This is a genomic window from Deinococcus phoenicis (assembly GCF_000599865.1).
Classification (GTDB): Bacteria; Deinococcota; Deinococci; order Deinococcales; family Deinococcaceae; genus Deinococcus; species Deinococcus phoenicis.
In genome coordinates, this window is record NZ_JHAC01000042.1 from 1 (window position 1) to 20,088 (window position 20,088).

Annotated in this window: 20 protein-coding genes; 2 read left to right on the plus strand and 18 right to left on the minus strand. The window is 69.2% G+C overall.

The window, feature by feature from the left end:
• Positions 1-140 precede the first annotated feature (140 nt).
• The 13 genes from rpsI to DEIPH_RS12855 all read right to left on the minus strand — a co-directional run bounded on the left by rpsI (position 141) and on the right by DEIPH_RS12855 (position 12,009).
• Positions 141-533 carry a 30S ribosomal protein S9 gene (gene rpsI / locus DEIPH_RS12795; protein ID WP_034358717.1) on the minus strand — a complete coding sequence of 131 codons (393 nt, stop codon included), beginning with the start codon at positions 531-533 and terminating at the stop codon, positions 141-143.
• Between the two features lie 2 nt (positions 534-535).
• On the minus strand, positions 536-961 hold the full coding sequence (rplM, locus tag DEIPH_RS12800) for a 50S ribosomal protein L13 (RefSeq protein WP_034358719.1): 426 nt from the start codon (positions 959-961) through the stop codon (positions 536-538).
• A gap of 192 nt (positions 962-1,153) precedes the next feature.
• Positions 1,154-1,357 carry a hypothetical protein gene (locus DEIPH_RS12805; RefSeq protein ID WP_034358722.1) on the minus strand — a complete coding sequence of 68 codons (204 nt, stop codon included), beginning with the start codon at positions 1,355-1,357 and terminating at the stop codon, positions 1,154-1,156.
• Positions 1,358-1,614: 257 nt separating this feature from the next.
• Entirely contained in the window at positions 1,615-2,046 is a 432-nt protein-coding gene (gene aroQ, locus DEIPH_RS12810) for a type II 3-dehydroquinate dehydratase (protein ID WP_034358848.1), read from the minus strand.
• A 52-nt stretch (positions 2,047-2,098) separates the two neighbouring features.
• On the minus strand, positions 2,099-3,151 hold the full coding sequence (gene aroB, locus DEIPH_RS12815) for a 3-dehydroquinate synthase (protein ID WP_051517367.1): 1,053 nt from the start codon (positions 3,149-3,151) through the stop codon (positions 2,099-2,101).
• Positions 3,147-3,887, minus strand: coding sequence for a shikimate kinase (locus DEIPH_RS12820; RefSeq protein WP_321163349.1), 741 nt, complete (start codon positions 3,885-3,887; stop codon positions 3,147-3,149). Before DEIPH_RS12820 ends, aroB begins: the two co-directional genes overlap by 5 nt.
• Positions 3,877-5,025: a chorismate synthase gene (gene aroC, locus DEIPH_RS12825; protein ID WP_034358729.1), complete on the minus strand. Its 1,149-nt coding sequence runs from the start codon at positions 5,023-5,025 to the stop codon at positions 3,877-3,879. Before aroC ends, DEIPH_RS12820 begins: the two co-directional genes overlap by 11 nt.
• Before the next feature lie 95 nt (positions 5,026-5,120).
• Positions 5,121-7,196, minus strand: a complete 2,076-nt coding sequence (locus DEIPH_RS12830) for a secretin N-terminal domain-containing protein (RefSeq protein WP_034358732.1) — start codon at positions 7,194-7,196, stop codon at positions 5,121-5,123.
• A gap of 3 nt (positions 7,197-7,199) precedes the next feature.
• Complete coding sequence (locus tag DEIPH_RS12835; protein WP_034358733.1) at positions 7,200-8,474, minus strand: hypothetical protein; 1,275 nt, start codon at positions 8,472-8,474, stop codon at positions 7,200-7,202.
• Positions 8,471-9,112 carry a type IV pilus inner membrane component PilO gene (locus tag DEIPH_RS12840; RefSeq protein ID WP_034358735.1) on the minus strand — a complete coding sequence of 214 codons (642 nt, stop codon included), beginning with the start codon at positions 9,110-9,112 and terminating at the stop codon, positions 8,471-8,473. The genes DEIPH_RS12835 and DEIPH_RS12840 overlap by 4 nt, the downstream gene beginning before the upstream one ends.
• Entirely contained in the window at positions 9,102-9,803 is a 702-nt protein-coding gene (locus DEIPH_RS12845; RefSeq protein WP_034358737.1) for a fimbrial assembly protein, read from the minus strand. The genes DEIPH_RS12840 and DEIPH_RS12845 overlap by 11 nt, the downstream gene beginning before the upstream one ends.
• Entirely contained in the window at positions 9,796-10,974 is a 1,179-nt protein-coding gene (gene pilM / locus DEIPH_RS12850) for a type IV pilus assembly protein PilM (protein ID WP_034358739.1), read from the minus strand. Before pilM ends, DEIPH_RS12845 begins: the two co-directional genes overlap by 8 nt.
• A 288-nt stretch (positions 10,975-11,262) precedes the next feature.
• Positions 11,263-12,009 (minus strand): hypothetical protein, encoded by a 747-nt coding sequence (locus DEIPH_RS12855; protein ID WP_081790915.1) that lies wholly within the window; start codon positions 12,007-12,009, stop codon positions 11,263-11,265.
• A 25-nt stretch (positions 12,010-12,034) separates the two neighbouring features.
• Between DEIPH_RS12855 and DEIPH_RS18840 the strand changes: the two genes are divergently transcribed.
• Positions 12,035-12,487: a hypothetical protein gene (locus tag DEIPH_RS18840; RefSeq protein ID WP_051517360.1), complete on the plus strand. Its 453-nt coding sequence runs from the start codon at positions 12,035-12,037 to the stop codon at positions 12,485-12,487.
• Here DEIPH_RS18840 and murF read toward each other — a convergent pair.
• The 5 genes from murF to DEIPH_RS12885 form a co-directional block, all read right to left on the minus strand.
• Positions 12,457-13,746, minus strand: a complete 1,290-nt coding sequence (gene murF, locus DEIPH_RS12865; protein WP_034358741.1) for a UDP-N-acetylmuramoyl-tripeptide--D-alanyl-D-alanine ligase — start codon at positions 13,744-13,746, stop codon at positions 12,457-12,459. The two genes, DEIPH_RS18840 and murF, sit on opposite strands and share 31 nt — an antisense overlap.
• A 271-nt stretch (positions 13,747-14,017) precedes the next feature.
• Entirely contained in the window at positions 14,018-15,589 is a 1,572-nt protein-coding gene (locus DEIPH_RS12870) for a DAK2 domain-containing protein (RefSeq protein WP_034358854.1), read from the minus strand.
• 37 nt (positions 15,590-15,626) lie between these two features.
• Positions 15,627-15,959, minus strand: coding sequence for an Asp23/Gls24 family envelope stress response protein (locus DEIPH_RS12875; protein WP_034358743.1), 333 nt, complete (start codon positions 15,957-15,959; stop codon positions 15,627-15,629).
• 129 nt (positions 15,960-16,088) lie between these two features.
• A complete protein-coding gene (locus DEIPH_RS12880; protein ID WP_051517361.1) occupies positions 16,089-18,155 on the minus strand; it encodes an MDR family MFS transporter in 2,067 nt (688 codons plus the stop codon).
• Positions 18,152-18,604 (minus strand): MarR family winged helix-turn-helix transcriptional regulator, encoded by a 453-nt coding sequence (locus DEIPH_RS12885; protein ID WP_235183240.1) that lies wholly within the window; start codon positions 18,602-18,604, stop codon positions 18,152-18,154. Before DEIPH_RS12885 ends, DEIPH_RS12880 begins: the two co-directional genes overlap by 4 nt.
• A gap of 100 nt (positions 18,605-18,704) precedes the next feature.
• Between DEIPH_RS12885 and DEIPH_RS12890 the strand changes: the two genes are divergently transcribed.
• Positions 18,705-20,045, plus strand: a complete 1,341-nt coding sequence (locus DEIPH_RS12890) for a M17 family metallopeptidase (protein ID WP_034358745.1) — start codon at positions 18,705-18,707, stop codon at positions 20,043-20,045.
• Positions 20,046-20,088 lie beyond the last annotated feature (43 nt).

The following is a 20,088-nucleotide window of genomic DNA, read 5'->3' on the forward strand; positions in this document are numbered from 1 at the left end:
TTGGGAGTACGGCCTCATACCCCACCTTACGCCTCCGGCAACCTTTCTGCGCCCCGCCCTAGCGCAAGTGCACACCAACAGAAAGCCCCCTTCCTGGTGGAGGGGGCTTTTCTTTGCTGTGTCCGCTCAGCGCTTGCTGATCAGCGCTTACTAAACTGGGGAGCGCGGCGGGCCTTTTTCAGGCCGTACTTCTTGCGCTCGACCTCGCGGGGGTCGCGGGTCAGCAGGCCCTTGGGCTTCATCTGCGCGCGGAAGTCGGGGTTGACTTTCAGCAGCGCGCGGGCGATGCCGAGCTTGATCGCGTCGGCCTGGCCGCTGGGGCCGCCGCCGGTCACGGTGATGACGGCGTCGTAGCGGCCAGCGGTGCCGGTCTCGCGGAAGGCCTGGAGGGCGTGGACGGCGCGCAGCAGACCACGGAAGTAGGTCTGGAACTCCTTGCCGTTCACGATGATCTTGCCTTCGCCAGGGCGCAGGAACACGCGCGCGATGGCGGCCTTGCGGCGGCCGGTGCCGTAGAACTGTTCAATCGCCATGATTATTTGACCTCGAGCGTCTGGGGCTTCTGGGCGGCGTGCGGGTGCGTCTCGCCGGCGTAGACCTTCAGGCGGCTGTGCATCGCGCGGCCCTGGCGGCCCTTGGGCAGCATGCCGAACACGGCGTGCTCGATCACGCGCTCGGGGTGCTTGGCGAGCGCCTGGCGCGCCGTTTCGGTCTTGAGACCGCCCTGGTAGCCGGTGTAGCGGGTGTACACCTTGCCGTCCAGCTTGTTGCCGGTCAGCGCGACCTGGGCGGCATTCAGCACGACCACGAAGTCGCCCTGGATCATGTTGGGCGTGAAGTCGGGGCGGTGCTTGCCACGGATGCGGCTGGCGATCAGGGTGGCGAGGCGGCCCAGGGGCACGTTCGCCGCGTCCACCACGACCCAGTTCTGCTCGTCGTTTTTGGGGATGTAGGTTTTCACCGTCGGAACTCCGTAAGAGGGGGATTTGGCTGCGAGTGCGCCCCGTCCTTCGGGGGAGAAAGGAACGTGCGCCTCCGGGTGCCTCCCGGTCGCCCCGCACCCTACCAAGCGCGAGACACTAAAGGTAAAGGTATCAGAGGGAGGGGGGGAGGGGCAAGGGCGGGAGAGGTCGCCAGAGGGCAGACGGCGACTTCAGGGGACGGTCAGGACGACGGTGGGGGCCTGGACCCTGACCGGCTGGAAAGGGGCGGACGGCTTGCCCTGACCGTCTGGGGCGACCTTGGGTGCGGCCCAGGCTGTGACGGTGTAGGTGCCGGGGGGAAGGCGGGGGTTCGCCAGCATCCCCACCTTCGTTTCCCCGACCTGCCATAGCTCCGGCGGATGCAGAATGGTCAAGCAGGTATCGCCATACCACCCACCGTCGGGCGCAGTGCTTACAAAAGGCAGGCGTTCTTGTACCCCGACCTCAAACTTTCCTGGGCAGATGTTTGGATCAAGCCAGACGGTGGAAGGTCCTAAGTTCGTCACCGTCACGATCACGCGGTCTTCTTGCAGGCTGGTCGTCGCAGCAAAAGACTGCGGAGCCTGCCGCAGCGTTGGCGCGCAGCTTGCGAGGCAACTCACCGCCAGCAAGACCAACGCCCTCGCCCGTTTCACCCATTCCCCTCCACCAGCGCCTCCATCGCCAGCCGGTACCCCAGGAACCCCAGGCCGCTGATCTTGCCCTTGCACACCGCCGCCGTCACCGACCTGTGGCGGAATTCCTCACGGGCGTCCACATTGCTGATATGCACTTCCACAACGGGGAGGGGTTGCCCGGAAATCGCGTCCCGCAGGGCGTAGCTGTAATGCGTCAGTGCTCCGGGATTGATGACGATGCCGCTAAAACCGTGGGCCTCGGCGTCCTGAATCCATTCCAGCAGTTGCCCCTCGTAGTTGCTCTGGCGGCAGGTGACGGGGACGCCGAGTTCCGCGCCCCACGTCTCGCAGAGGCGTTCGAGGTCTTCGAGCGTCTGCGAGCCGTACACTCCCGGTTCGCGCAGGCCGAGGCGGTTCAGATTCGGGCCGTTCAGGACGAGAATCATGGGGGCAGCGTAACAGGGGAAGCGGAACAGGGTGGGCAAAGTTGCAGCCCCCTTACCCCTGCCCACTTCCTGTTGCCTGCCAGCGGTCAAACTCGCGCCGCAGCACCGCTGAAGGCACCCGCGCCAGATATGGCTGTGCCAGATCATGCAGCAGCACGAAGCGCACGCCGTCCGAGTCGGCTTTCTTGTCGCGGGCCATATAGGGCCACACACCCTCGAAGGTCAGCGGCGGAAGGGGCCGGGGCCGCTGCCAGCGCAGGAAAGCGAGCGTCTGCCCGGTCAGGTCCGCGCCGCCGAGCGCCCGACTCAGGAGCGCCGCGTAGTGCATCCCGTACCCGACCGCCTCGCCGTGCGTGACCGCGTGGTCCGTCACGGCTTCCAGGGCGTGGGCCAGGGTGTGACCGAAGTTCAGGTAGGCACGCTCGCCCTGCTCCGTCAGGTCACGGGCGACCACCCCGGCCTTCACGGCGATGGCGTCGGCCAGGGTGTCTTCCAGGCCCAACCCGCCGGGGCGGAACTCGGGGGACAGGACGCGGGGCAGCAGGGACGGGTCCGCGATCAGGCCGTGCTTGAAGGCCTCGGCGGCGCCCTCCGCGAAGACGGCGGGCCGCAGCGTGGTGAGGGTGTCCGTGTCGCACCAGACGGCTTTCGGGGGCCAGAAGGCACCCACCAGATTCTTGCCCTCGGGCAGGTTGACGCCGGTCTTGCCGCCCACCGCCGCGTCCACCATGCCGAGCAGCGTGGTGGGCAGGGTGTAAAAGGCCACGCCGCGCAGATAACTGGCCGCCACGAAGCCCGCGAGGTCGGTCGCCGCGCCGCCGCCCAGGCCCACCACCGCCCCGTCACGCGGGAGGTTGGCCTGGGCCAGCCGCGACAGCACCCCGGAAAACACCTCCAGCGTCTTGCAGTCGTCGCGGGCGGGTACCTCCACGGTCACGGCAGGCGAGAGGGCCGCCTGCGCCGCCCTGACGAGGGCGGGGGGCAGGTCCACCGGGTGAATCAGGGCAACCTGGCGTTCTGGCACCCGCACCTGTGAGAGCAGGCCGGGGCCGACCTCCACCGCGTAGGGCTGAGGGCCGCCGACCTCAATCCGCCGCCCGTTAATCTGAGGCACGTTCGCCCACGGGTTCGGCCTGGGGTTCCCAGGTCGCGCCCACATCGGCCCAGTCCCACAGGCGCTCCACGACCTCTTCCACGATCTCCTCGGCGGGGCGGCCGTCGCTGTGGACGTGAATGGTGCCCTGGCGGTAATCCGCCTCGCGTTCATCCATCAGGGTGCGGATGCGCGAGAGGGGGTCGGCGCTCCTCAGCAGGGGCCGGTCACTGTGCCGGGTGCGCTGATAGACCGTTTCGGGGGTGGCCCACAGCACCACGACCGGGCCGCGTTCCAGCAGTGAGCGGCGGTTCGCCTCGTGGATAAAGGTGCCCCCGCCCAGGCTCACGACTGCGTGGTCGAGGCGGGTCACGCGCCGCACGACCTCGGCCTCGCAGGCGCGGAAGTAGCCCTCACCCTCCTCGGCAAAGACTTCGGGGATGCTCTTGCCGACCACACGGGTAATCAGCTTGTCGGTGTCCACGAAATGCAGCGCCAGCGCCCGCGAGAGTTCCCAGCCGATGCGGCTCTTGCCGGTGCCCATGAAGCCTGCCAGCGCCACCCAGGTGACGGGACGCTCGATCAGGCCGGACCCGTTCATGGGGGACAGTCTAGAGGAAACCCCGTCCGCCAGCGTGACGCCCACACTCTCTGGGGCCGCGCCCTCCGGCCTGTCCGGCTGGAGGAGGGCCGCGCGCAGGGCCATTGCCACCCGCTGCGAGAGGCTTTCCACCGGGTCAGTAGTCATGCGCGTAGGCCCGCGCCGCCTGGACCCGTTCCCTCAACTCGGGCAGGGTGTCGCCGCCGAACTTTTCCAGCAGGGCTTCGGCCAGCACCCAGCCGATCACGGTTTGCAGGATCACCCCGGCGGCGGGCACGGCGGTCGTGTCGCTGCGCTCGCGGGCCGCGTCGGAGGCCTCGTGCGTGACCACATTGACGGTCGGGAGCGGCTTCATCAGCGTGGCGATCGGTTTCATGGCGACGCGCACGATCAGCTCCTCGCCGTTGGTCATGCCCGCTTCCAGGCCGCCCGCACCGTTGCTGTCGCGCGCGTAAGTGCCGTCCCGGTAGTACACGGCGTCATGCACGCCGCTGCCGGGTTTCACCGCATTCTCGAAGGCCCGCCCGATCTCCACGCCCTTCATCGCCTGCACGCTGAGGCAGGCCTGGGCGATCCGGCCGTCCAGCTTGCGGTCCCAGTGGACGTAGCTGCCCAGGCCGACCGGGAGGCCCCGGAAGCGCACTTCCAGAATGCCGCCCAGGGTGTCGCCGTCCTTCTTGGCCTGGTCGATCCGCTCCCGCATCTGGGCCGCCGCGTCCGCGTCGGGGGTCCGCAGGTCCGAGTCCTCGATGGCGTCCAGCGTGTCCCAGGAGAACGGCTGGCGCGTCTCGATCCCCGCCAGACTCGCCACATAGTTCGCGCCCTCCACGCCCAGTTCGGAGAGGAGCTTCAGGGCTGCCGCGCCGACCGCGACCCTGGCGGCCGTCTCGCGGGCGCTGGCGCGTTCCAGCACGTCGCGCAGGTCCTTGTGGCGGTACTTGATGCCGCCGGTCAGGTCGGCGTGGCCGGGGCGGGCGTCGGTCAGGGCCTTTTTACGCGGTTCATTCCCCGGCTCCGGCGACATGATCTCGGTCCAGTTGCGGTGGTCCTTGTTCTCGATGACCAGTGTGACGGGCGCGCCGGTCGTCCGGCCCGCGCGCACGCCGCTCAGGATCTGCGCCTCGTCCGTCTCGATCACCATGCGCCGTCCGCGCCCGTAGCCACCCTGCCGCTTTTTCAGCCAGGGATTGATGTCGCCCTGCCCCAGCGGCAACTGCGACGGCAGCCCCTCGATGATGGCCGTCAATTGCGGCCCATGCGACTCCCCGGCGGTGAGATACCTCATGGGGCCGACTGTAGCGCCCGGCCCGCGCCCCGCAGGGCGGCCTGACCAAACAAAAGCGCCCCCACATGGGGGACGCTTCCGGCCAGAACCGGCGCTTACTTGACGACGGTGCCGGTGATGATGACCAGCAGCTGCGTTTGCGTGCGGTCGGTCCGCTGCTTGCTGAAGGCCGGGCCGATCACCGGCAGGCTGCTCAGGAAGGGCACGCCGTCGTTCGTGCGCGACTCGGACGTGCCGAGCAGGCCGCTCATCAGCACCGTCTGCCCGCTCTTGAAGGTGATGCTGCTCTGGGCCTCGCTGTTGGTGAAGTTGAGCAGGCTGGGGAGTTCGGTGGTGGGCAGCGCCCCGGCGATGTTGTTGACCTGCCCACGCACCCGCAGCGTGACCGTGCCGTCCGGCGCGACCTGCGGGTTGAAGAAGTCGAGGTTCAGGCCGTAGTCGATCTGCTTTTCGATGTTGCCCGCGCTGGACGGAATGTTGATCTCCAGCCGCCCGCCGCTCTTGATGCTCGCGGCGGCATTCGCGGAGGCGTTCTGCGAGCTGGTCCCGGTGCCCAGCGACCGCTGCCCGCTCTGCATGGTGATGTTGCCGTCGTACACGCGCTTGGTAAAGCCCTGGCTCTCCAGCGCCTGGAGGGTCGGGAAGACGTTGAAGCCGACCAGGCTGCGGGTCGGGTCGAAGGTCGCCCCCAGGCCGCTGCCGCCCACGCTGACGTTGAAGCCCCCGAAGTTCACCTTCCAGTCCATGCCCAGGGTACGGGCGGCCGTCTCGGTGATCTCCTGAATCCGCACCTGCACGTTGATCTGCGGCACCACTTGGTCGAGCTGCGGCACCAGTTCGGCGATCTGCGCCACCTGGGTCGGCGTGCCCCGCACAATCAGCGTATTGGTGCGCTTGTCCGCGATGATCGTCGCGCTGTCGGTGCTGGGCGCGGACTGGTCCGGCTTGGGCGTGTTCTGGGCCGCGGTCTGTGCCGCGCTGGTGCCGGTGGTGGGCACCGTCACGGTGACTGCGTTCCCGTTGGCATCGGTGGCATTCACGGGCACGTTCGCCAGCTTCTGCGGCGTGCTGCTGTCCTGGGTGAGGTCGCGGGCCAGCGTGCCTTCCAGCGTCGCCTTGACCTCCTCGGCGCTGGCATTGACCAGCTGGAAGACGCGCTGGACGGTCTGCGGCCCGGCCTGGGCGGCGGGGGTGGGGCGGTCCACCTGGGCGAGCAGGGTGAGGGCCGCGTCCACGTCATTCTTGATGCCGCTGACGATAAGCTGCGACGACGCGCCGTACTGGGTCAGACTCAGATTCGGATAGCGCGACTTCAGGAGGTTGACGACGTCCGCTGGAGTCCCCTTAGCCGTGTAGATCACCTGGCTCTGCGGGATCGCTGCCACCTGGGCTTTAGGAACGTCAATTGTAGAGATGAAACTCCGGACCTTTGCCGTATCTTCGGCTGTCCCACCCACGATCAGGCGATTGTTCTCGGTGTCGGTGACAATCTTGAGGGTACCTGCCAAGGCGTAGCCATCGAACTGGCGCACCTTGTCCACAATCGCGCCGCTGGTATCCCGAATAGGCAGCTCGGTGTAGGTGCGCTCCCCGAAAAATTCCAGCGCCCGCTGGTACGCGTATTGAGCGTTGATGTTGCTGAGGGGCACTGCGAGCTGTGCAGGCCGCTGGCTGATGCGCAGCACCTGGCCATTTCCCACGCGGACCACGCTGTATTGCAGTTCGTACACGTCCATCAGGAGGGGCCAGACCTCGTTGAAGGGCTTGTTGACGAAGCTGTAGGCGATGGGCTTGGCGCTCAGCTCCTGGGGGCGTCCTATGGCAGAGGCGTACCCCAGGCCGCCGGTGGTCGAGACGCTCTGTGTGCTGCTGCCGCCGGCCGTGCTGGTCGTGGTCGTGGAAGAGCTGGTCGTCAGGGCACCGTCGATCAGGGCCAGCGCGTCGACATTGAAGTTGAACACGACCTCATAGCCGGCGCTCTTTGCCAGCGCGGCCAGCAGCATGGAGAGGGGGCCACGGTAGCTGCCCGTATTCACGCTGACGGGCAAGGAAGTCAGTTGGGGGTCGACTCGCGCCTGCACAGCAGGAGCAGCATTCAGCACTGGAGCGGGGGCGGTCTGCGCGGCGGCCATGCCGAGCGCGGCGGTCAGCAGGAGGGCATATCTCTTCATGGCTCACCTTTTGTCGAGTTCCAGGGTCTTGGTGTCGTTGCCGAGGGCGAGGGTGACGCTGGTAGCGGTCACTTCGCGGACGACCACGGCCGAATCGGGGAGGGGCTGGCCGACCGACACGACCAGGAAGCCGTCCCGGGTGTGGAAGATCGCGGTGTTCACCGGGCCGAGCACGGCGGCGTTGAACGCGAGGTCGCGGCTCTGCACCAGCTGATCGAGGGCGCTTTGCGGCGCGGTGGAGGGTTCGGTTTCGGAGCTGTCTCCACCCAGTTGCGTGATGGGCTGGGGCGTGCCGGGTGTGGGCAGGGCCGTGGCGGTCTGGCCGCTCGGCGTGCCTGCGCCCGCAGGGGAGGGGCTGCCCGCAGCGGTCCCGCCGTTGGCCACGTTCCCGCCCTGGCTGGGGGCCTGGGCCAGCAGGCCGCCCAGGTCGATGTTGTCCTGGGGCACGCTGACCCCGGCGACGGGAGGCCGCACCGGAGCTGTCCGCGCGGGAGGCGTTGGGACGGGGGACGTTGGGGTGGCCGTCGGGGTGGGCTGAGAACGCGGCAGCGGCGTCGGGGCGGGCACAGGCGCCAGCGTGACTGTCCTCGGTTCAGGACCGCTGCTGCTCGCGCCGGGCAGGCTCGGCGGCGGGAACGCGCCGCCCGCCACGGGCGGGGTTGTCACCGTCACCGGGTCCCGGGTGCCCGGAATCGGGGAGATCGCGAGAACACCGCCGCTGCTGGCCGGAACGTCGTTGACCACTGGGGCAGAATTGCGCGGGTCGTTCATGGGGGCGGCGGGCGCGCTCCCGGTGTCCGGCGAGGAGGGGGCGGGTGCGTTCGCCTGAACCGCGCCGTTCGTGCCGTTCGCGCCCGCATCCACGGACAGGGGCCGGAAGGGGTTGGCGCTGGGCAGGGCCGCCAGGGCGGTGTCCGGGTTGATGCCGCCGGGGGTGGGGGGTTGTTCCGCCTGGGTGGCCGCGCCGCTGCCGTCCACGGCGCCAAAGGCGGGAAGCGACGGCACGTCCACCTGACCGTCGGGTTGCACGGTCACGCCGCTGTCGGGCGTTCCGGCGGAAGGGGTTCCCGCGCCGCTGTTTCCCTGCGGATCGGCAGTGGGAGGGTCGCCGGTGGGTGTGGCGGGGGGCGTCGGGGCCGGGGCGTCGGCGGCGCGGCCACTGGTCCAGACGTACCATCCGCCGATCAGGGCCACCATCAGCAGCAGGATCAGCAGCACCTTCATCTCGCGGGAGAGCTTCAGGGACGCGGCCCTGGGCTTGACGGGGGTCGGCGTCACTGGGCACCTCCCTGGGGTGCGGCGGGGGGCGCGGCGGGGGCTTCGGGGGTGGCCCCCGGGCCGGCACTCCCCGCCGCCTGCGTCTGATCGAAGGTATACACGGTCAGGTTCAGCGTGCCCTCCAGGTTCGGGTTAAAGGAATTGGCCTGCGGCAGTTGCAGGGTCATGCCACCGACGGTCGTGAAGCGGTTCATGGTCTCGATGGAGCGCAGCGCCCGGAACACTTCCGCAAACTGCCCGCTCACGCCCAGGCTCAGTTTGATGGGCCGCACGCCGCCCGGGAGGCCCGAGGCCGCCCCGTTTTGCACGGTGAAGGTGGTCATCTTCGCTCCGGCGGCACTGACGTTGCGCCGCACCTCGTCGAGGACGGTGCCGAACTGTGCGGTGGCCGGGAGTGCGCGCAGGAACTGGTCCTGCTCGACCTGGAGGCGGGCCACGGTCGAGCGCAGCTCGGGGAGGTTGCGCTGGGCGGCGCGGTACGTCTCGGCCGTCAGGCGGGTGGTGTCCAGCTCGCTTTTCAACAGGCTGATCTCCTGCTGGCGGGGCTGGAAGCGCATGAAGTACCACCCCAGCAGCAGCAGCAGGCAGGCCGCCAGGACGGTCAGGAACAGCGAACGCGGGGCGAGCTTAACGGACATTGGCGCCTCCCGCCGGGGCGGCTGGCGGTGCGGACGCGGCGGCTGCGGCGTCCCCCGGCGTGGCTGCCGCCGCGCCCGTCGCCGCTGTTCCGGGCTGGCCCACCAGGCCCACGGACGCGGCGAAGGTGTAGCGGCCCGTCTCGCCTTCCTGTTGCAGGCTGCGGAAGTTCACGGCGAAGTTCGGGCTGTTCTCGTAGGCGTTCAGGAAGTTCACGACCGACTGCTGGCTGCGCGCGGTCCCCGCCAGGTCGAACTCGCGCACCACGTTCTTTCCGGCGTAGATGCCGCCCTGTTGCAGGCTGGTCAGCGCGCCCGCGTCGAGGGCCTTGACGTTCATGGAGGTGATCGCCACGCCGCCCCCGCTGGGAAGCTGCGCGGAGAAGGCGGCCACGTCGTTGGTCCAGTAGGTTTTGCTGTCACGCAGCTGCCCCGCGACCGCCGTGACCTCTTCGAGCGTGTTCTGGGTGCCCCGCAGCCGGTCGAACTCCTGCTTGGCGGGGGTCAGGGCGGCGATCTCGCCGGTCAGGCGGTCTTGTTCGCGGTGCAGGCTGCCCAGTTGCGAGCCGACCAGCAACTCGGGAATCAGGATGGCGGCGGCGGTCAGAGGCAGCAGGGCGTAGGTCGCGTAGCGCCAGGCGTCCGGCTGGGTGCTCCGGCGCTCCTGCTGGGGAAGCAGGTTGATTTCAACCATGGCTCTGCACTCCCCGCAGGGCCAGGCCCAGCGGCACGGTGAATTCGGCAGCGTTGGTCTGGAGATACCCGGTGTCCACGTTGGCCTGGTCGGTCTGCACGGTCAGCCAGGGGCTGGCGACTTCCACCCGGAAGCCCAGCGCGTCGCTGATGGCGGACGCCAGACCGCGCAGCTTGGCCCCGCCGCCCGCGATAAAGGTCCGGTCGATCACCACGTCGCCCGACTGCACCCGGTAGAACTCCAGCGAGCGGCGAATCTCGGTGATCAGGTCCCCCAGGACCGGGCGCACCACCTCGAACACGCGCGCGGGGCTGTACTGCTCGCGCGAGAGGTCGAAGTTCAGCAGGTCTTCCTCGTCCTCGGTGGGGGTGGTGGCGGTCGCGTACCCCAGCTTGACTTCCTCGGCGGCGCTGAAGTCCAGGTCGAAGGCCTTTTGCAGCGCGGTGGTGAAGTCGTCGGCGGCCACGGCGATGTTGCGCGCCATCAGAATCCGGTCGCCGCGCACCAGGCTGATCACGCTGCTGCTCGCGCCGATCTCCAGCACCAGCGCCACCTCGCCCGACTCGGTGTAGTTCAGCCCCGCCAGGGTGTTCTTGTTGAGATGTTCACCCAGCAGGTTGCCGCGCAGGGCACGCAGCGCCGCGAAACTCTTGAGGTCCACGATGGTCGGTTCCAGCCCGGCCAGACGCAGCACCTCCACCTGCCGCGCGACCGCCTCGCTGGGGGCGGCGGCGATCACGGCCTCCATCTGTCCGTCCTCGGGCACCGACGCGGGGTCGTCGAGCAGGTCGAAATCCAGGTTGACCTCGTCGATGGGATAGGGAATGTAGCGCTCCGCTTCCCACTTGATGGCCTCCTGGAGGTCCTTGCGGTCCATGCGGGGCACCATGATGTTGCGCGTGACCGCCGACTGGTTGGGCACGGCGGTCACGGCGTGGCGGGCGGTGATGTGGTGTTCGGCCAGCAGGTTCTTCAGTTCGGTGGCCACCGCTTGCGGCTCGACCACCAGACCGTCCCGCATGCTGCCGATGGGCGTGGGCACCATGACGGCGTGCTGAAGCACCGGGGGCGAGCCGGGGCGCAGCGACACCACCTTGATGGTGCTGGTGCCGATCTCCACGCCGATGGCACTCGTGCGTGGGCTGGTGAGGCGTTGTAGCAGGCTCGACATTCTCCCTCCAGAAACCAGCGGTCAGAAACCGGTGGAGTTTAGCGTTGACTCTTCAGGGGGTAGGACCGCTCCGGGAGGCAGGGGAGAGGCTGAAAGGGGCGAAAGGGTAAAGGGGGCTGCATGAACGTCTCATGCAACCACCCGCCCACTTACCGAACTCTGACAGCCCGCAGAAGGCGTCTGGGACTGCGCCGATTCCCGCCGGCATGCGCCCGATCCGCAGCGGCGATTACCCCCGAAAGATGAAGGCGCGGGCCAGGGTCTGCCCGCCCCCGCTGCGGCCCGGGATCAGCGCATCACGGGGCGAAGGTCCGTGCCGAACACCCGCACCGCCCCCCCCGGCGAGACGGTCACCACGTCCGCGCCCACCACACCCACACGGCCCGGCCCATGCGGGACACTGGCCAGGACCCGGCCCGAGAGGTCCAGCCGTTGCAGCGCCGTCCCCGTCAGCCGGTAGGTGCCCGCCGGGGTCACCACGCCCGGCAGACTGGTCGAGCGCGCGCCGGTGGGCGTGGCCTGCAACAGGGGTTCCGGGGCCGTCTCGATCACCAGGCCGTCCGCCACGCGCCGCAGGACACCCGCCAGAATCACGTAGTCCTGCCCGTCGCCACCGGTGACGACGGCCGAGGGGGCGCCCGCCACGCCCACCGCCGCCGCCTCGCCCCCGAACGTCACGGCGCTGCCGTCCTCCCGGTACGCGCGGGTGTCCGAGAGGGCCACCACCCGTCCGACCGGGACCGACCGGGCCGCCCGGTCCAGGGTGACCAGCAGCCCCGCGCCCGGCAGCGCCGCCCAGGCATCTCCGCCGTTCCAGGCCACGGCCACCGCCCCGCCCGGCAGGGCCGGACAGCTGGGCCGGTAGGACGGCGCACGGGCCACGCAGGCCCGCCCCGCGTCCACCCAGGCGACCCCCTCAGGGGCGAAGGCGGCGCTGAAGGCAGGAACAGGCGTTCGCGACGTGGCCGCCGGAGCACAGGCGGCGAGAAGCAGGGGGCCGAGGATCGGGAGCAGGGCGCGGCGCATTCCGGCCATTGTTCCGGAGGGTACGCTGAGGGGCATGAGGCTTCCCCTGACGGCCCTGCGGCGCACGCCGGAAGAGAAGCGGGACGTGGCCCTGAGCTGGCAGCGCCCCGACCTGAACTTCTTTGCCGCCGGGGCCTGCCACGTGCTGGCCTTCGCTTTTCTGGAGCTGTATCCGCAGGCGGGTTTCCGGCCGAGGTTCATCCGCCCGGTCGGGGAGCATGGCGGCGCACACATCTACGTGACGGACGGCCTCCTGGCCTTCGACGCGCAGGGGTATGTGCCGGAAGCGGAACTGCTGGCGCTGCACCGCGCCGCCTATCAGGCCGCCATACCCAGCTGGCAGGCCGCCGTGCGGCCCGTGACCGTTCCCCTGGCCGGGTTCTGCGCGGCGAACAACCACCGCGCCCCGTGGGACTTTCCGCCCGGCGTGTGGGCACGGGCCAGAGCCTATCTCGCTCAGTTCCCGGAGCCACCGTCCCGCGCCTGAAGCAGCGCCGCCACCACCCCGTCCAGTCCCACGCCCTCCTGCGCCCGCTGTTCGGGCGTCCACGAGATGCCCCGGCTGGCCTTCACCAGCACCACGTCCCCGTCCCGCACCTCGCAGAGCAGGGCCGCGAGGAGGTCGGGGACGGTGGCGTAGGCGCGCTCGCCCAGCTCCGGGGCAAAGGCGCCGACGCCGTAGGTCAGGTCCGCCCGCTCCCGCGCGTCCTTGCCGACCTGTACGTGCAGTTCGCGTTCCGTGTCGCCCAGTTCCAGCATGCGCCCCAGCACGCTGATACGGCGGCCCGGAAAGGCCGCGAGGGCGTCCAGCGCCGCCGTGACCGCAAGAGGCGAGGCGTTGTAGGCGTCGTCGATCACAGTGAAGCGGCCCGGATGCACGCGGTAGCGGCCCCCCGGCACCTGCACCCGTGAGAGCCGCGCCGCCGCCTCTGCCAGCGGCGCCCCCGCCTCCAGCGCCAGCGTGAGGCCCAGCACCGCCGCCTCCGCCTGCACGCGCGAGGCCAGCGGCAGGGTGACGGGCACACCCCGGAAGGTGAAGCGCGCGCCCTGCGGCGTGACCTCCAGGCCCTCGCCCGCGAAGGTCACCCCCTCGCCAAAGCCGTAGGTGGCCGCGCCGGGGTAGAAGGGCGCGGCCTGGGTGCCCACCAGGCCGCGCCGCCCCCGCAGAATCACCCCCTTCTCGCGCGCCACGCCCTCCACGCTGCCCAGTTGCTCCAGGTGCGCGGCCCCGATGCTGGTCACCACGCCCACGTCGGGCCGCACCAGGTCCACCAGTTCGGCCATCTCGCCCACGCGGTCGATGCCCATTTCCACCACCAGGGGCACGCCGCTTCCCCCGAACTCGGTCAGGAAGCAGGCGATGGCGGGCATGGTGTTGTAGACCGGCATGAAGTGCGCCCCCAGCGCCGCCGCCGCGTAGCTCTTGGCGGTGGTCTTGCCCACGCTGCCGGTGATGCCCACCACCAACGAGTTCCGCGCCCGCTCGGCTCGTGCCCAGGCGAACAGCGCCTCGCGCGCGTCCGGTACGCGCACCGCACGTTCCACATTCAGGTCTGTCAGCACGAAGGGGGCACCCGCCGCCAGCGCCGCCTCCACGAAGCGGTTTCCGTGCATCTGCTCGCCGGGCAGGGCCACGAACGCCACCTCCGGCGAAGCTTCCCGCGAATCCCAGGTCAGGCGCGTGGCGGGGCGGGCGTCCGGGTGAACGTGGGGGGCGAAGGGGAGGGCGGCGTGCGGGTCGAGCATGGGGGGAAGGTAGCAGAGGGCCGGGGGCCAGACGCGGAGAGCCGGAAGCGCTTCAGCTTTCAGCTCTGCACTTCCGGCTCTCGCCCCGCCTTTCCCGGTCTGATACGAACTCCGATTGAATCGTTGACGGAGTGATTCCATCCGAGCGGGAGGAGCAGCGTCCTTATGGGCGTCTGTTCGCGACGACGCGAGAAGGAGAACAGACGGGTTCCGGGAGATGGATGGACTTCCGGCGCTGTTCCGGAAGTCAAGGAATCGGACGGAATCCGTCTTACTCGATGGTCACCAGATAGTCGTACAGGTCCGGCCCCCCGGCGTGCGCCTCGACCTCCGCCATCGGGAACTCCTGGCCAATGCGCGCGGCGAGGGCGTCCAGGTCCTCCCCGGTCTTCTGGGGGCCGCCGAACACCGTGATGACCTCCTGGCCCCCGTAGTTGCGGTTGAGCATGTGCAGCACGCTGTCTTCCGGCGTGCCACCCGCCTGCACCAGTTCATCGTCCCTCAGCCCGATCACGTCGCCTTCCGCGATGGCGAGGGTCACGCCTTCCTTCGTGGTGATGTTGGTCGTGCGGCTGGCGCGGGTCACCTCGAAGGTGGTCACGCGGGCGGCGGCGGCCTCCATCTCGGCCCTCAGGCTCTCCGCGTCGGCGTCAGGCTGGAAGGCCAGCGCCGCGCCGATGCCCTGCCCGAGGGTGCGGGTGGGCACCACCACGGCGCGGCCTTCCATCAGTTCCATCGCCTTCTCGGCGGCCATCAGCACGTTCTTGTTGTTGGGCAGAATCAGCACCTTCTCGGCGCTGACCGACCGCACCGCGTCCACGATGTCCTGCACGCTGGGGTTGGCCGTCTGACCGCCCGAGACGATGCGCGCGCCGAGGGAGCGGAACAGCTTGACCAGGCCGTACCCGCTCGCCACCGCGACCAGGCCGGAGGGGGCGATCTCCTCCTCGGCCCGCGCCGCCGCGCCCGCCATACCCAGGATCTCGGTGTGCTGCTCGGCCATGTCCTCGACCTTGGTCTTCAGCATCTTGCCGTAGCGGCCCACCGTCGCCAGCAGCGCGTCGGGTTCGTTGGTGTGGATGTGGCCCTTCACGTACCCCTCGGCCCCCACCACCAGCAGGCTGTCCCCGAAGGGACTGACCAGCTCGCGGATTTCCTCGATGGGTTTCTGGGCCTCCGACATCAGGAACTCGGTGCAGTAGCCGAATTCCTCGGTCTCGAAGCCTTCCTGCGCATAGGAGGTGATTTCGGGGGCCTCGGGCAGCTCGTCGCCGCGCAGGGCCGCCAGCATCCCCTGGACCACGTACAGGTAGCCCTGGCCGCCCGAGTCGATCACGCCCGCCTGCTTGAGGGCCGGGAGCATCTCGGGCGTCTTGTCCAGCAGCGCCTGCCCGCCGAACAGCGCCGCCTCCAGCACCGAGTCTACCGTGTCGCGGTCGCGTGGGCCATTCGCGCCGTCGGCCACACCGCGCGCGACGGTCAGGATGGTGCCTTCCACCGGCTTCATCACCGCGCCGTACCCGGCCTTCTGGGCGGCGCGGAAGGCGGCGGCCAGCGTGTCGGCGTCCACCTGGGACCGGTCGCGCACGACCTCGGCAAAGCCCTTCAGGAGCTGCGAGAGAATCACGCCGCTGTTGCCGCGCGCCCCCAGCAGCGCGCCGTAGCTGATCGCCCGCGCAACCGACGCCATGCTGTTCTCGTCGCAGGTGTCGAGTTCGCGCCGGACCGACTGCATCGTCAGGTGCATGTTGGTGCCGGTGTCGCCGTCGGGCACCGGGTACACGTTCAGGGCATTCACCTGTTCGCGGTACACGCCCAGCCAGTCGGTCGCCGTCCGCATCATCTTTGCCAGGTCGGCGGGTTTGAGGGAGGCGACATGCTCAGGCACGCTGCACCCCCACCGCATGGACCCGGGTGGCCCTGAGTTCGATGCCCGCCTGCGTCTTCACGAGGTGTTCGACCCGCTCGGTGATATTGCGCGCCACGGTCGGGATGCTCACGCCGTAGGCAACAACCACGTACAGGTCGGCCGCGTAGCCCCCCTCCTCGCGGACCACGACCACGCCTTCGCGGGCGTTGGCGCGGCCCAGCACGCGCGAGATGCCTTCTTTCAGGTTGGCCGGAGCCATGCCGACCACGCCCGGAATCTCGTGCGCAGTCAGCCCGATCAGCGAGGCGAGCGCCGCCTCGGAAATAACGATGGAACCAGTCACAGTAAAGGGGAGTATACGCGAGGGGGCAAAGGCGGGGCAGCGGCAGCACGGCCAGGATCGGCAAGGCAGGACCAGCAGGAGCGGCAGACGGGTTTCCCTGTCTGCCGCTCCTGCTGGAAAGCTGGGTGCTCAGTCGCCCATCTGGGCTTCGGTCGCCTGACCGGCCGCGTTCTCCGCCTGGGCGCTGTCCACCCGCTCGGCCCGGCCCCGCAGGGGGATGGCCGGGACGAACAGCGTGACCAGGAAGCCCAGCAGGATGATCCAGATACTGGTGCCGAACATCCGGGTCATGGCGGCGGTGAAGCCTTCCTTCATTCCGCTGGTGAGCTGCGCGGCCAGCGTCCTGGCCTGCTCGTTCAGCCTGCTCTTGAGCTGCGTCAGGGTGGTCTGGGTGGCCTGCTTCACGGCGGCGGGTTCCTGCGCCAGGATGCCCTGTTGAACCCGGGTGGCGGTCGCGATGGTGGCTTCCGGGGTAGCAAACGCCTGGGCGGGCAGGGCGCGAAGCTGCGCCTTGAGTGCGCCCGGAGTTTCGGCGCTGTTCAGCAGGGCCTGCCGACCGGATTCGCCCTGAATCAGGATGTCGCCGATTTGCGACGCCTGCGCCGCCAGCTTCTGATGCACCTGGGCCTGAATCCCGCCGCCCGTGACCAGCGCCTTCAGCTCGTTCGGCACCTGCGGGTTCTGCGCGATGGCCTGCGCCGCGCTCTTATCGCCGTTCAGCGCCTGCTCGATCTGGGCGTACTGGGCGTCGAAGGCTTCCTGAATCTTCTTCTCGGGGCCGTTGCCGCTGCCGCTGGCCCGCAGCGCGCCCAGGTCGAAGTTGTTGGCGTTCATCTGCATCCCGGGCATCTGGGGCAGGTGCTTGGGCAGCTCGGTGTGCAGGTTGTTCAGCAGCAGCGTGCCGAAGAGCGCCGCGCCGATGGTGCTGCCGATCTGGCGGAAAAACTGCGAGCTGGAGGTCGCGATGCCCATCTGGGTCATCGGCACGGCGTTCTGGATAGCGAGCGTGAAGAGGCTCTGGCTCGGCCCCAGGCCCAGGCCCACCACGAACATGCGCCAGCCCAGGTCCGCGATGGTGGTGTCGGTACCGATCTGGGTCAGCAGGTACACGCCCAGCATCAGGATCACTCCGCCGCCGATCATCCAGGGCTTGTACTTGCCGGTCCGGCCCACGATGTTGCCGCTCAGGATGCTCGACAGGATCAGGCCGCCCATCAGCGGCAGCATCGAAAAGCCGCTGTTGGTGGGCGACACGCCCAGCACCATCTGCATATACAGCGGCAGGAACAGGATCACGCCCAGAAACGCCATCCCCATGATGAACGACGCCAGGTTGCCCAGCGAGAACATCCGGATGCGGAAAAGAGACAGCGGGATGATCGCGTCCGGGGTGCGGGATTCCACGAACAGGAAAGCGATCAGGCTGACCACGCTGACGGCGAACAGCGTGATGATGCGGGCGCTGTCCCAGGGGTAGGTGGTGCCGCCCCAGGTCAGGGCCAGCAGCAGCGGAATGGTGGTCAGGAGGATCAGCGCCGCGCCGGGGTAGTCGATCTTGCCGCCCGAGCGGTGCGTCAGCTTGGGCATCTTGGCGAGAATCAGAAAGAGCGCCAGCAGGCCGAGGGGCAGGTTCACGTAGAACACCCAGCGCCAGCTGAGGTTGTCGGTCAGGAAGCCGCCCACGGCGGGGCCGATCACGCTGGCGAGGCCGAAGATCGCGCCGAACAGGCCGCCGAACTTGGCCCGCTCGGCCGGCGGGAACATGTCGGCCAGAATGGCGAAGGCCGTCGTGAAGAGCGCCGCCCCGCCGAAGCCCGCCACGGCGCGGAAGGCAATCAGCTGGTTCATGCCGCCGCCCAGGAAGTTCCCCAGGAACGGCTCGCCCGCCAGGCCGCTGAGGGCCGAGCCGAGCAAAAAGACCACGATGCCGAACACCAGAATGGGCTTGCGCCCGTACAGGTCCGAGAGCTTGCCGTAGATCGGCACCATCACCGTGCTGGCAAGCAGGTAGGCGGTCGTGACCCAGGTGTACAGGTTGAAGCCCTGGAGGTCCGCGATGATGCGCGGCATGGCCGTGCTGACGATCGTCTGGCTGAGTGCGGCCAGCAGGAAGACCACCAGCAGGCCGATCAGGGTCGTGCGCTTCTCCTGCTCGGTGAAGTTGAAAAGGGAGGGTTGGGCGGTGGGTGCGGTCATGTGTGGTCCTCGTGCGTCAGGAGTTCAAGGGCGTCGAGCAGGGTGGGGAGGGTGCGGGGGTCGAGACGGGCCAGCCGCGCGCCCGTGAGCGACTGGACCGTGTCGAGCGTGTCAGCGGTCGCGTGGGCGCCCGCCTCGGTGACGGTGAGGCGCGTGCGGCGCGAATCCTGCTCGTCGATGTGGCGCTCGATCAGGCCCTGCTTGACGAGCTGGTCCAGATAACGGCTCAGCAGCGTGGCGGGAATCTGGAGCTGTTCGGCCAGCACCTTGGGGTACTGATGGCCTTCCTGGATGCTGCGCAGAATGAAGAACTTGCGCGAATCGATGCCGTGTTTGGAGGCCAGCAGGGGATCGAGTTCCTGCTTCAGCCTGCGGTTGAAGTGCCACATGCTGGCGAGGAACCGGCCCACCTGCTCCTGCGTGGGGGGGGGAAGGGGTCCGGGAATCACTGAGATACCTTACGTCAATAGTTCACTACAGTCAACTATCCTGTTTGTTAAGTGATTACGCCTACGCCAGCGGTGGGCCGGGCATGGTCTACTGCCGGTCATGCACCTCATGGACAGGCTGGAGCGGGCGGACCTGACACTGACGTTTCTCGGGGAGGCGCAGGCGGACGTGCCAACCCAGGTCACGCAGAAGCTGAACGCGGGGGCAGTCCGGCTGCTTTCGCGCGGCGAGGCCGGAGATGTGGCCGTCGCCCTGCCCCCCTCGAACGCGGCGGAGGCCCGTGAGCTGGGCACCGCGCTGGTGAAGTTGGCGACCGATCTGGGCGCACAGACCGTGCGCGTGGAGCAGACGCCCCATGCCGGCGCCCTGACCCTCGCGGCCCTGGCCGCCGGCTACCGCGACAGCCGCTACCGGGCCGAGGCCCGTCCCGGCCCCACCGGGTTCTCGGTGGAGGGCCTGGCCGGTGAGGGCCGCGCCCGCGTGGAAGCCCTCGCGGCGGGGGTGCGCTTTGCCCGCGATCTGGTGAATGCGCCCGCCAACGTCCTCAATCCCGTGACCCTGGCCCGCGAGGCCCGCAGCCTGGAAGCCCTGGGCGCTGACGTGGACGTGTGGGACGGCACCGAGATCGAGGCGCGCGGCATGGGCCTGCTGGTGGCCGTGGCGGCGGGCAGTGCGACCGGCCCGCGCCTGATCCGCGTGACCCTGCCGTCCCGGGGCGAGAGGACGCGCGTCATCGCCCTGGTCGGCAAGGGCGTGACCTTCGATACCGGCGGCTACTCCATCAAGCCCGCCGCCGGCATGACCACCATGAAAAACGACATGGGCGGCGCGGCGGCCGTGCTGGGGGCCATGCGTGCCCTGGCCGAAGCGCGCGACCTGCTGCCGGAGGGCGTGGAGGTCCGCGCCTACGTGCCCGCCGCCGAGAACATGGTCGGCCCGGGCGCCATGCGCCCCGGTGACATCTACCGCGCCGCGAACGGCAAGACGGTGGAAGTCGTGAACACCGACGCCGAGGGCCGCCTGATCCTGGCCGACGCCCTGGCCGTCGCCTGCGACGAGGGCGCGACCGAGATCGTGGACGTGGCGACCCTGACCGGCGCGAAGATGGTCGCCCTGGGCAGCGACGTGGCCGCCCTCTTCAGCACCGACGCGGACCTCACCGCCCGCCTGAAGGCCAGCGCCGAGGCGTCCGGCGAGTTCGTGTGGGAACTGCCCCTGCACGCCCCGTACCTGAAAGCCTTCCAGAAAGAGACCCTGGCCGACCTGCGCAACGCCGACATGGTGCCTGCGGGCGGCAGCATCAAGGCGGCCCTTTTCCTGCGCGAGTTCGTCACCCGGCCCTGGGCGCACCTCGACATCGCCGGGAACGCGCAGAAGGACGGCCAGGCGACCGGGTGGGGCGTGGGGACGCTGGTGGGGTACGTGCTGGAAGGGGTGTAGGCTGTGGGCTGTCGGGTGTAGGAACAAGCTCCTCCCACAACCC

What these genes read in the sequence shown, in the direction of transcription:
- rpsI (WP_034358717.1), bottom strand. Translation starts at nt 533, where the DNA reads ATGGCGATTGAACAGTTCTACGGCACCGGCCGCCGCAAGGCCGCCATC.
- aroQ (WP_034358848.1), bottom strand. Translation starts at nt 2,046, where the DNA reads ATGATTCTCGTCCTGAACGGCCCGAATCTGAACCGCCTCGGCCTGCGC.
- DEIPH_RS12820 (WP_321163349.1), bottom strand. Translation starts at nt 3,887, where the DNA reads ATGACTACTGACCCGGTGGAAAGCCTCTCGCAGCGGGTGGCAATGGCC.
- aroC (WP_034358729.1), bottom strand. Translation starts at nt 5,025, where the DNA reads ATGAGGTATCTCACCGCCGGGGAGTCGCATGGGCCGCAATTGACGGCC.
- DEIPH_RS12830 (WP_034358732.1), bottom strand. Translation starts at nt 7,196, where the DNA reads ATGAAGAGATATGCCCTCCTGCTGACCGCCGCGCTCGGCATGGCCGCC.
- DEIPH_RS12840 (WP_034358735.1), bottom strand. Translation starts at nt 9,112, where the DNA reads ATGTCCGTTAAGCTCGCCCCGCGTTCGCTGTTCCTGACCGTCCTGGCG.
- DEIPH_RS12845 (WP_034358737.1), bottom strand. Translation starts at nt 9,803, where the DNA reads ATGGTTGAAATCAACCTGCTTCCCCAGCAGGAGCGCCGGAGCACCCAG.
- pilM (WP_034358739.1), bottom strand. Translation starts at nt 10,974, where the DNA reads ATGTCGAGCCTGCTACAACGCCTCACCAGCCCACGCACGAGTGCCATC.
- DEIPH_RS12855 (WP_081790915.1), bottom strand. Translation starts at nt 12,009, where the DNA reads ATGGCCGGAATGCGCCGCGCCCTGCTCCCGATCCTCGGCCCCCTGCTT.
- DEIPH_RS18840 (WP_051517360.1), top strand. Translation starts at nt 12,035, where the DNA reads ATGAGGCTTCCCCTGACGGCCCTGCGGCGCACGCCGGAAGAGAAGCGG.
- murF (WP_034358741.1), bottom strand. Translation starts at nt 13,746, where the DNA reads ATGCTCGACCCGCACGCCGCCCTCCCCTTCGCCCCCCACGTTCACCCG.
- DEIPH_RS12870 (WP_034358854.1), bottom strand. Translation starts at nt 15,589, where the DNA reads ATGATGCGGACGGCGACCGACTGGCTGGGCGTGTACCGCGAACAGGTG.
- DEIPH_RS12880 (WP_051517361.1), bottom strand. Translation starts at nt 18,155, where the DNA reads ATGACCGCACCCACCGCCCAACCCTCCCTTTTCAACTTCACCGAGCAG.
- DEIPH_RS12890 (WP_034358745.1), top strand. Translation starts at nt 18,705, where the DNA reads ATGCACCTCATGGACAGGCTGGAGCGGGCGGACCTGACACTGACGTTT.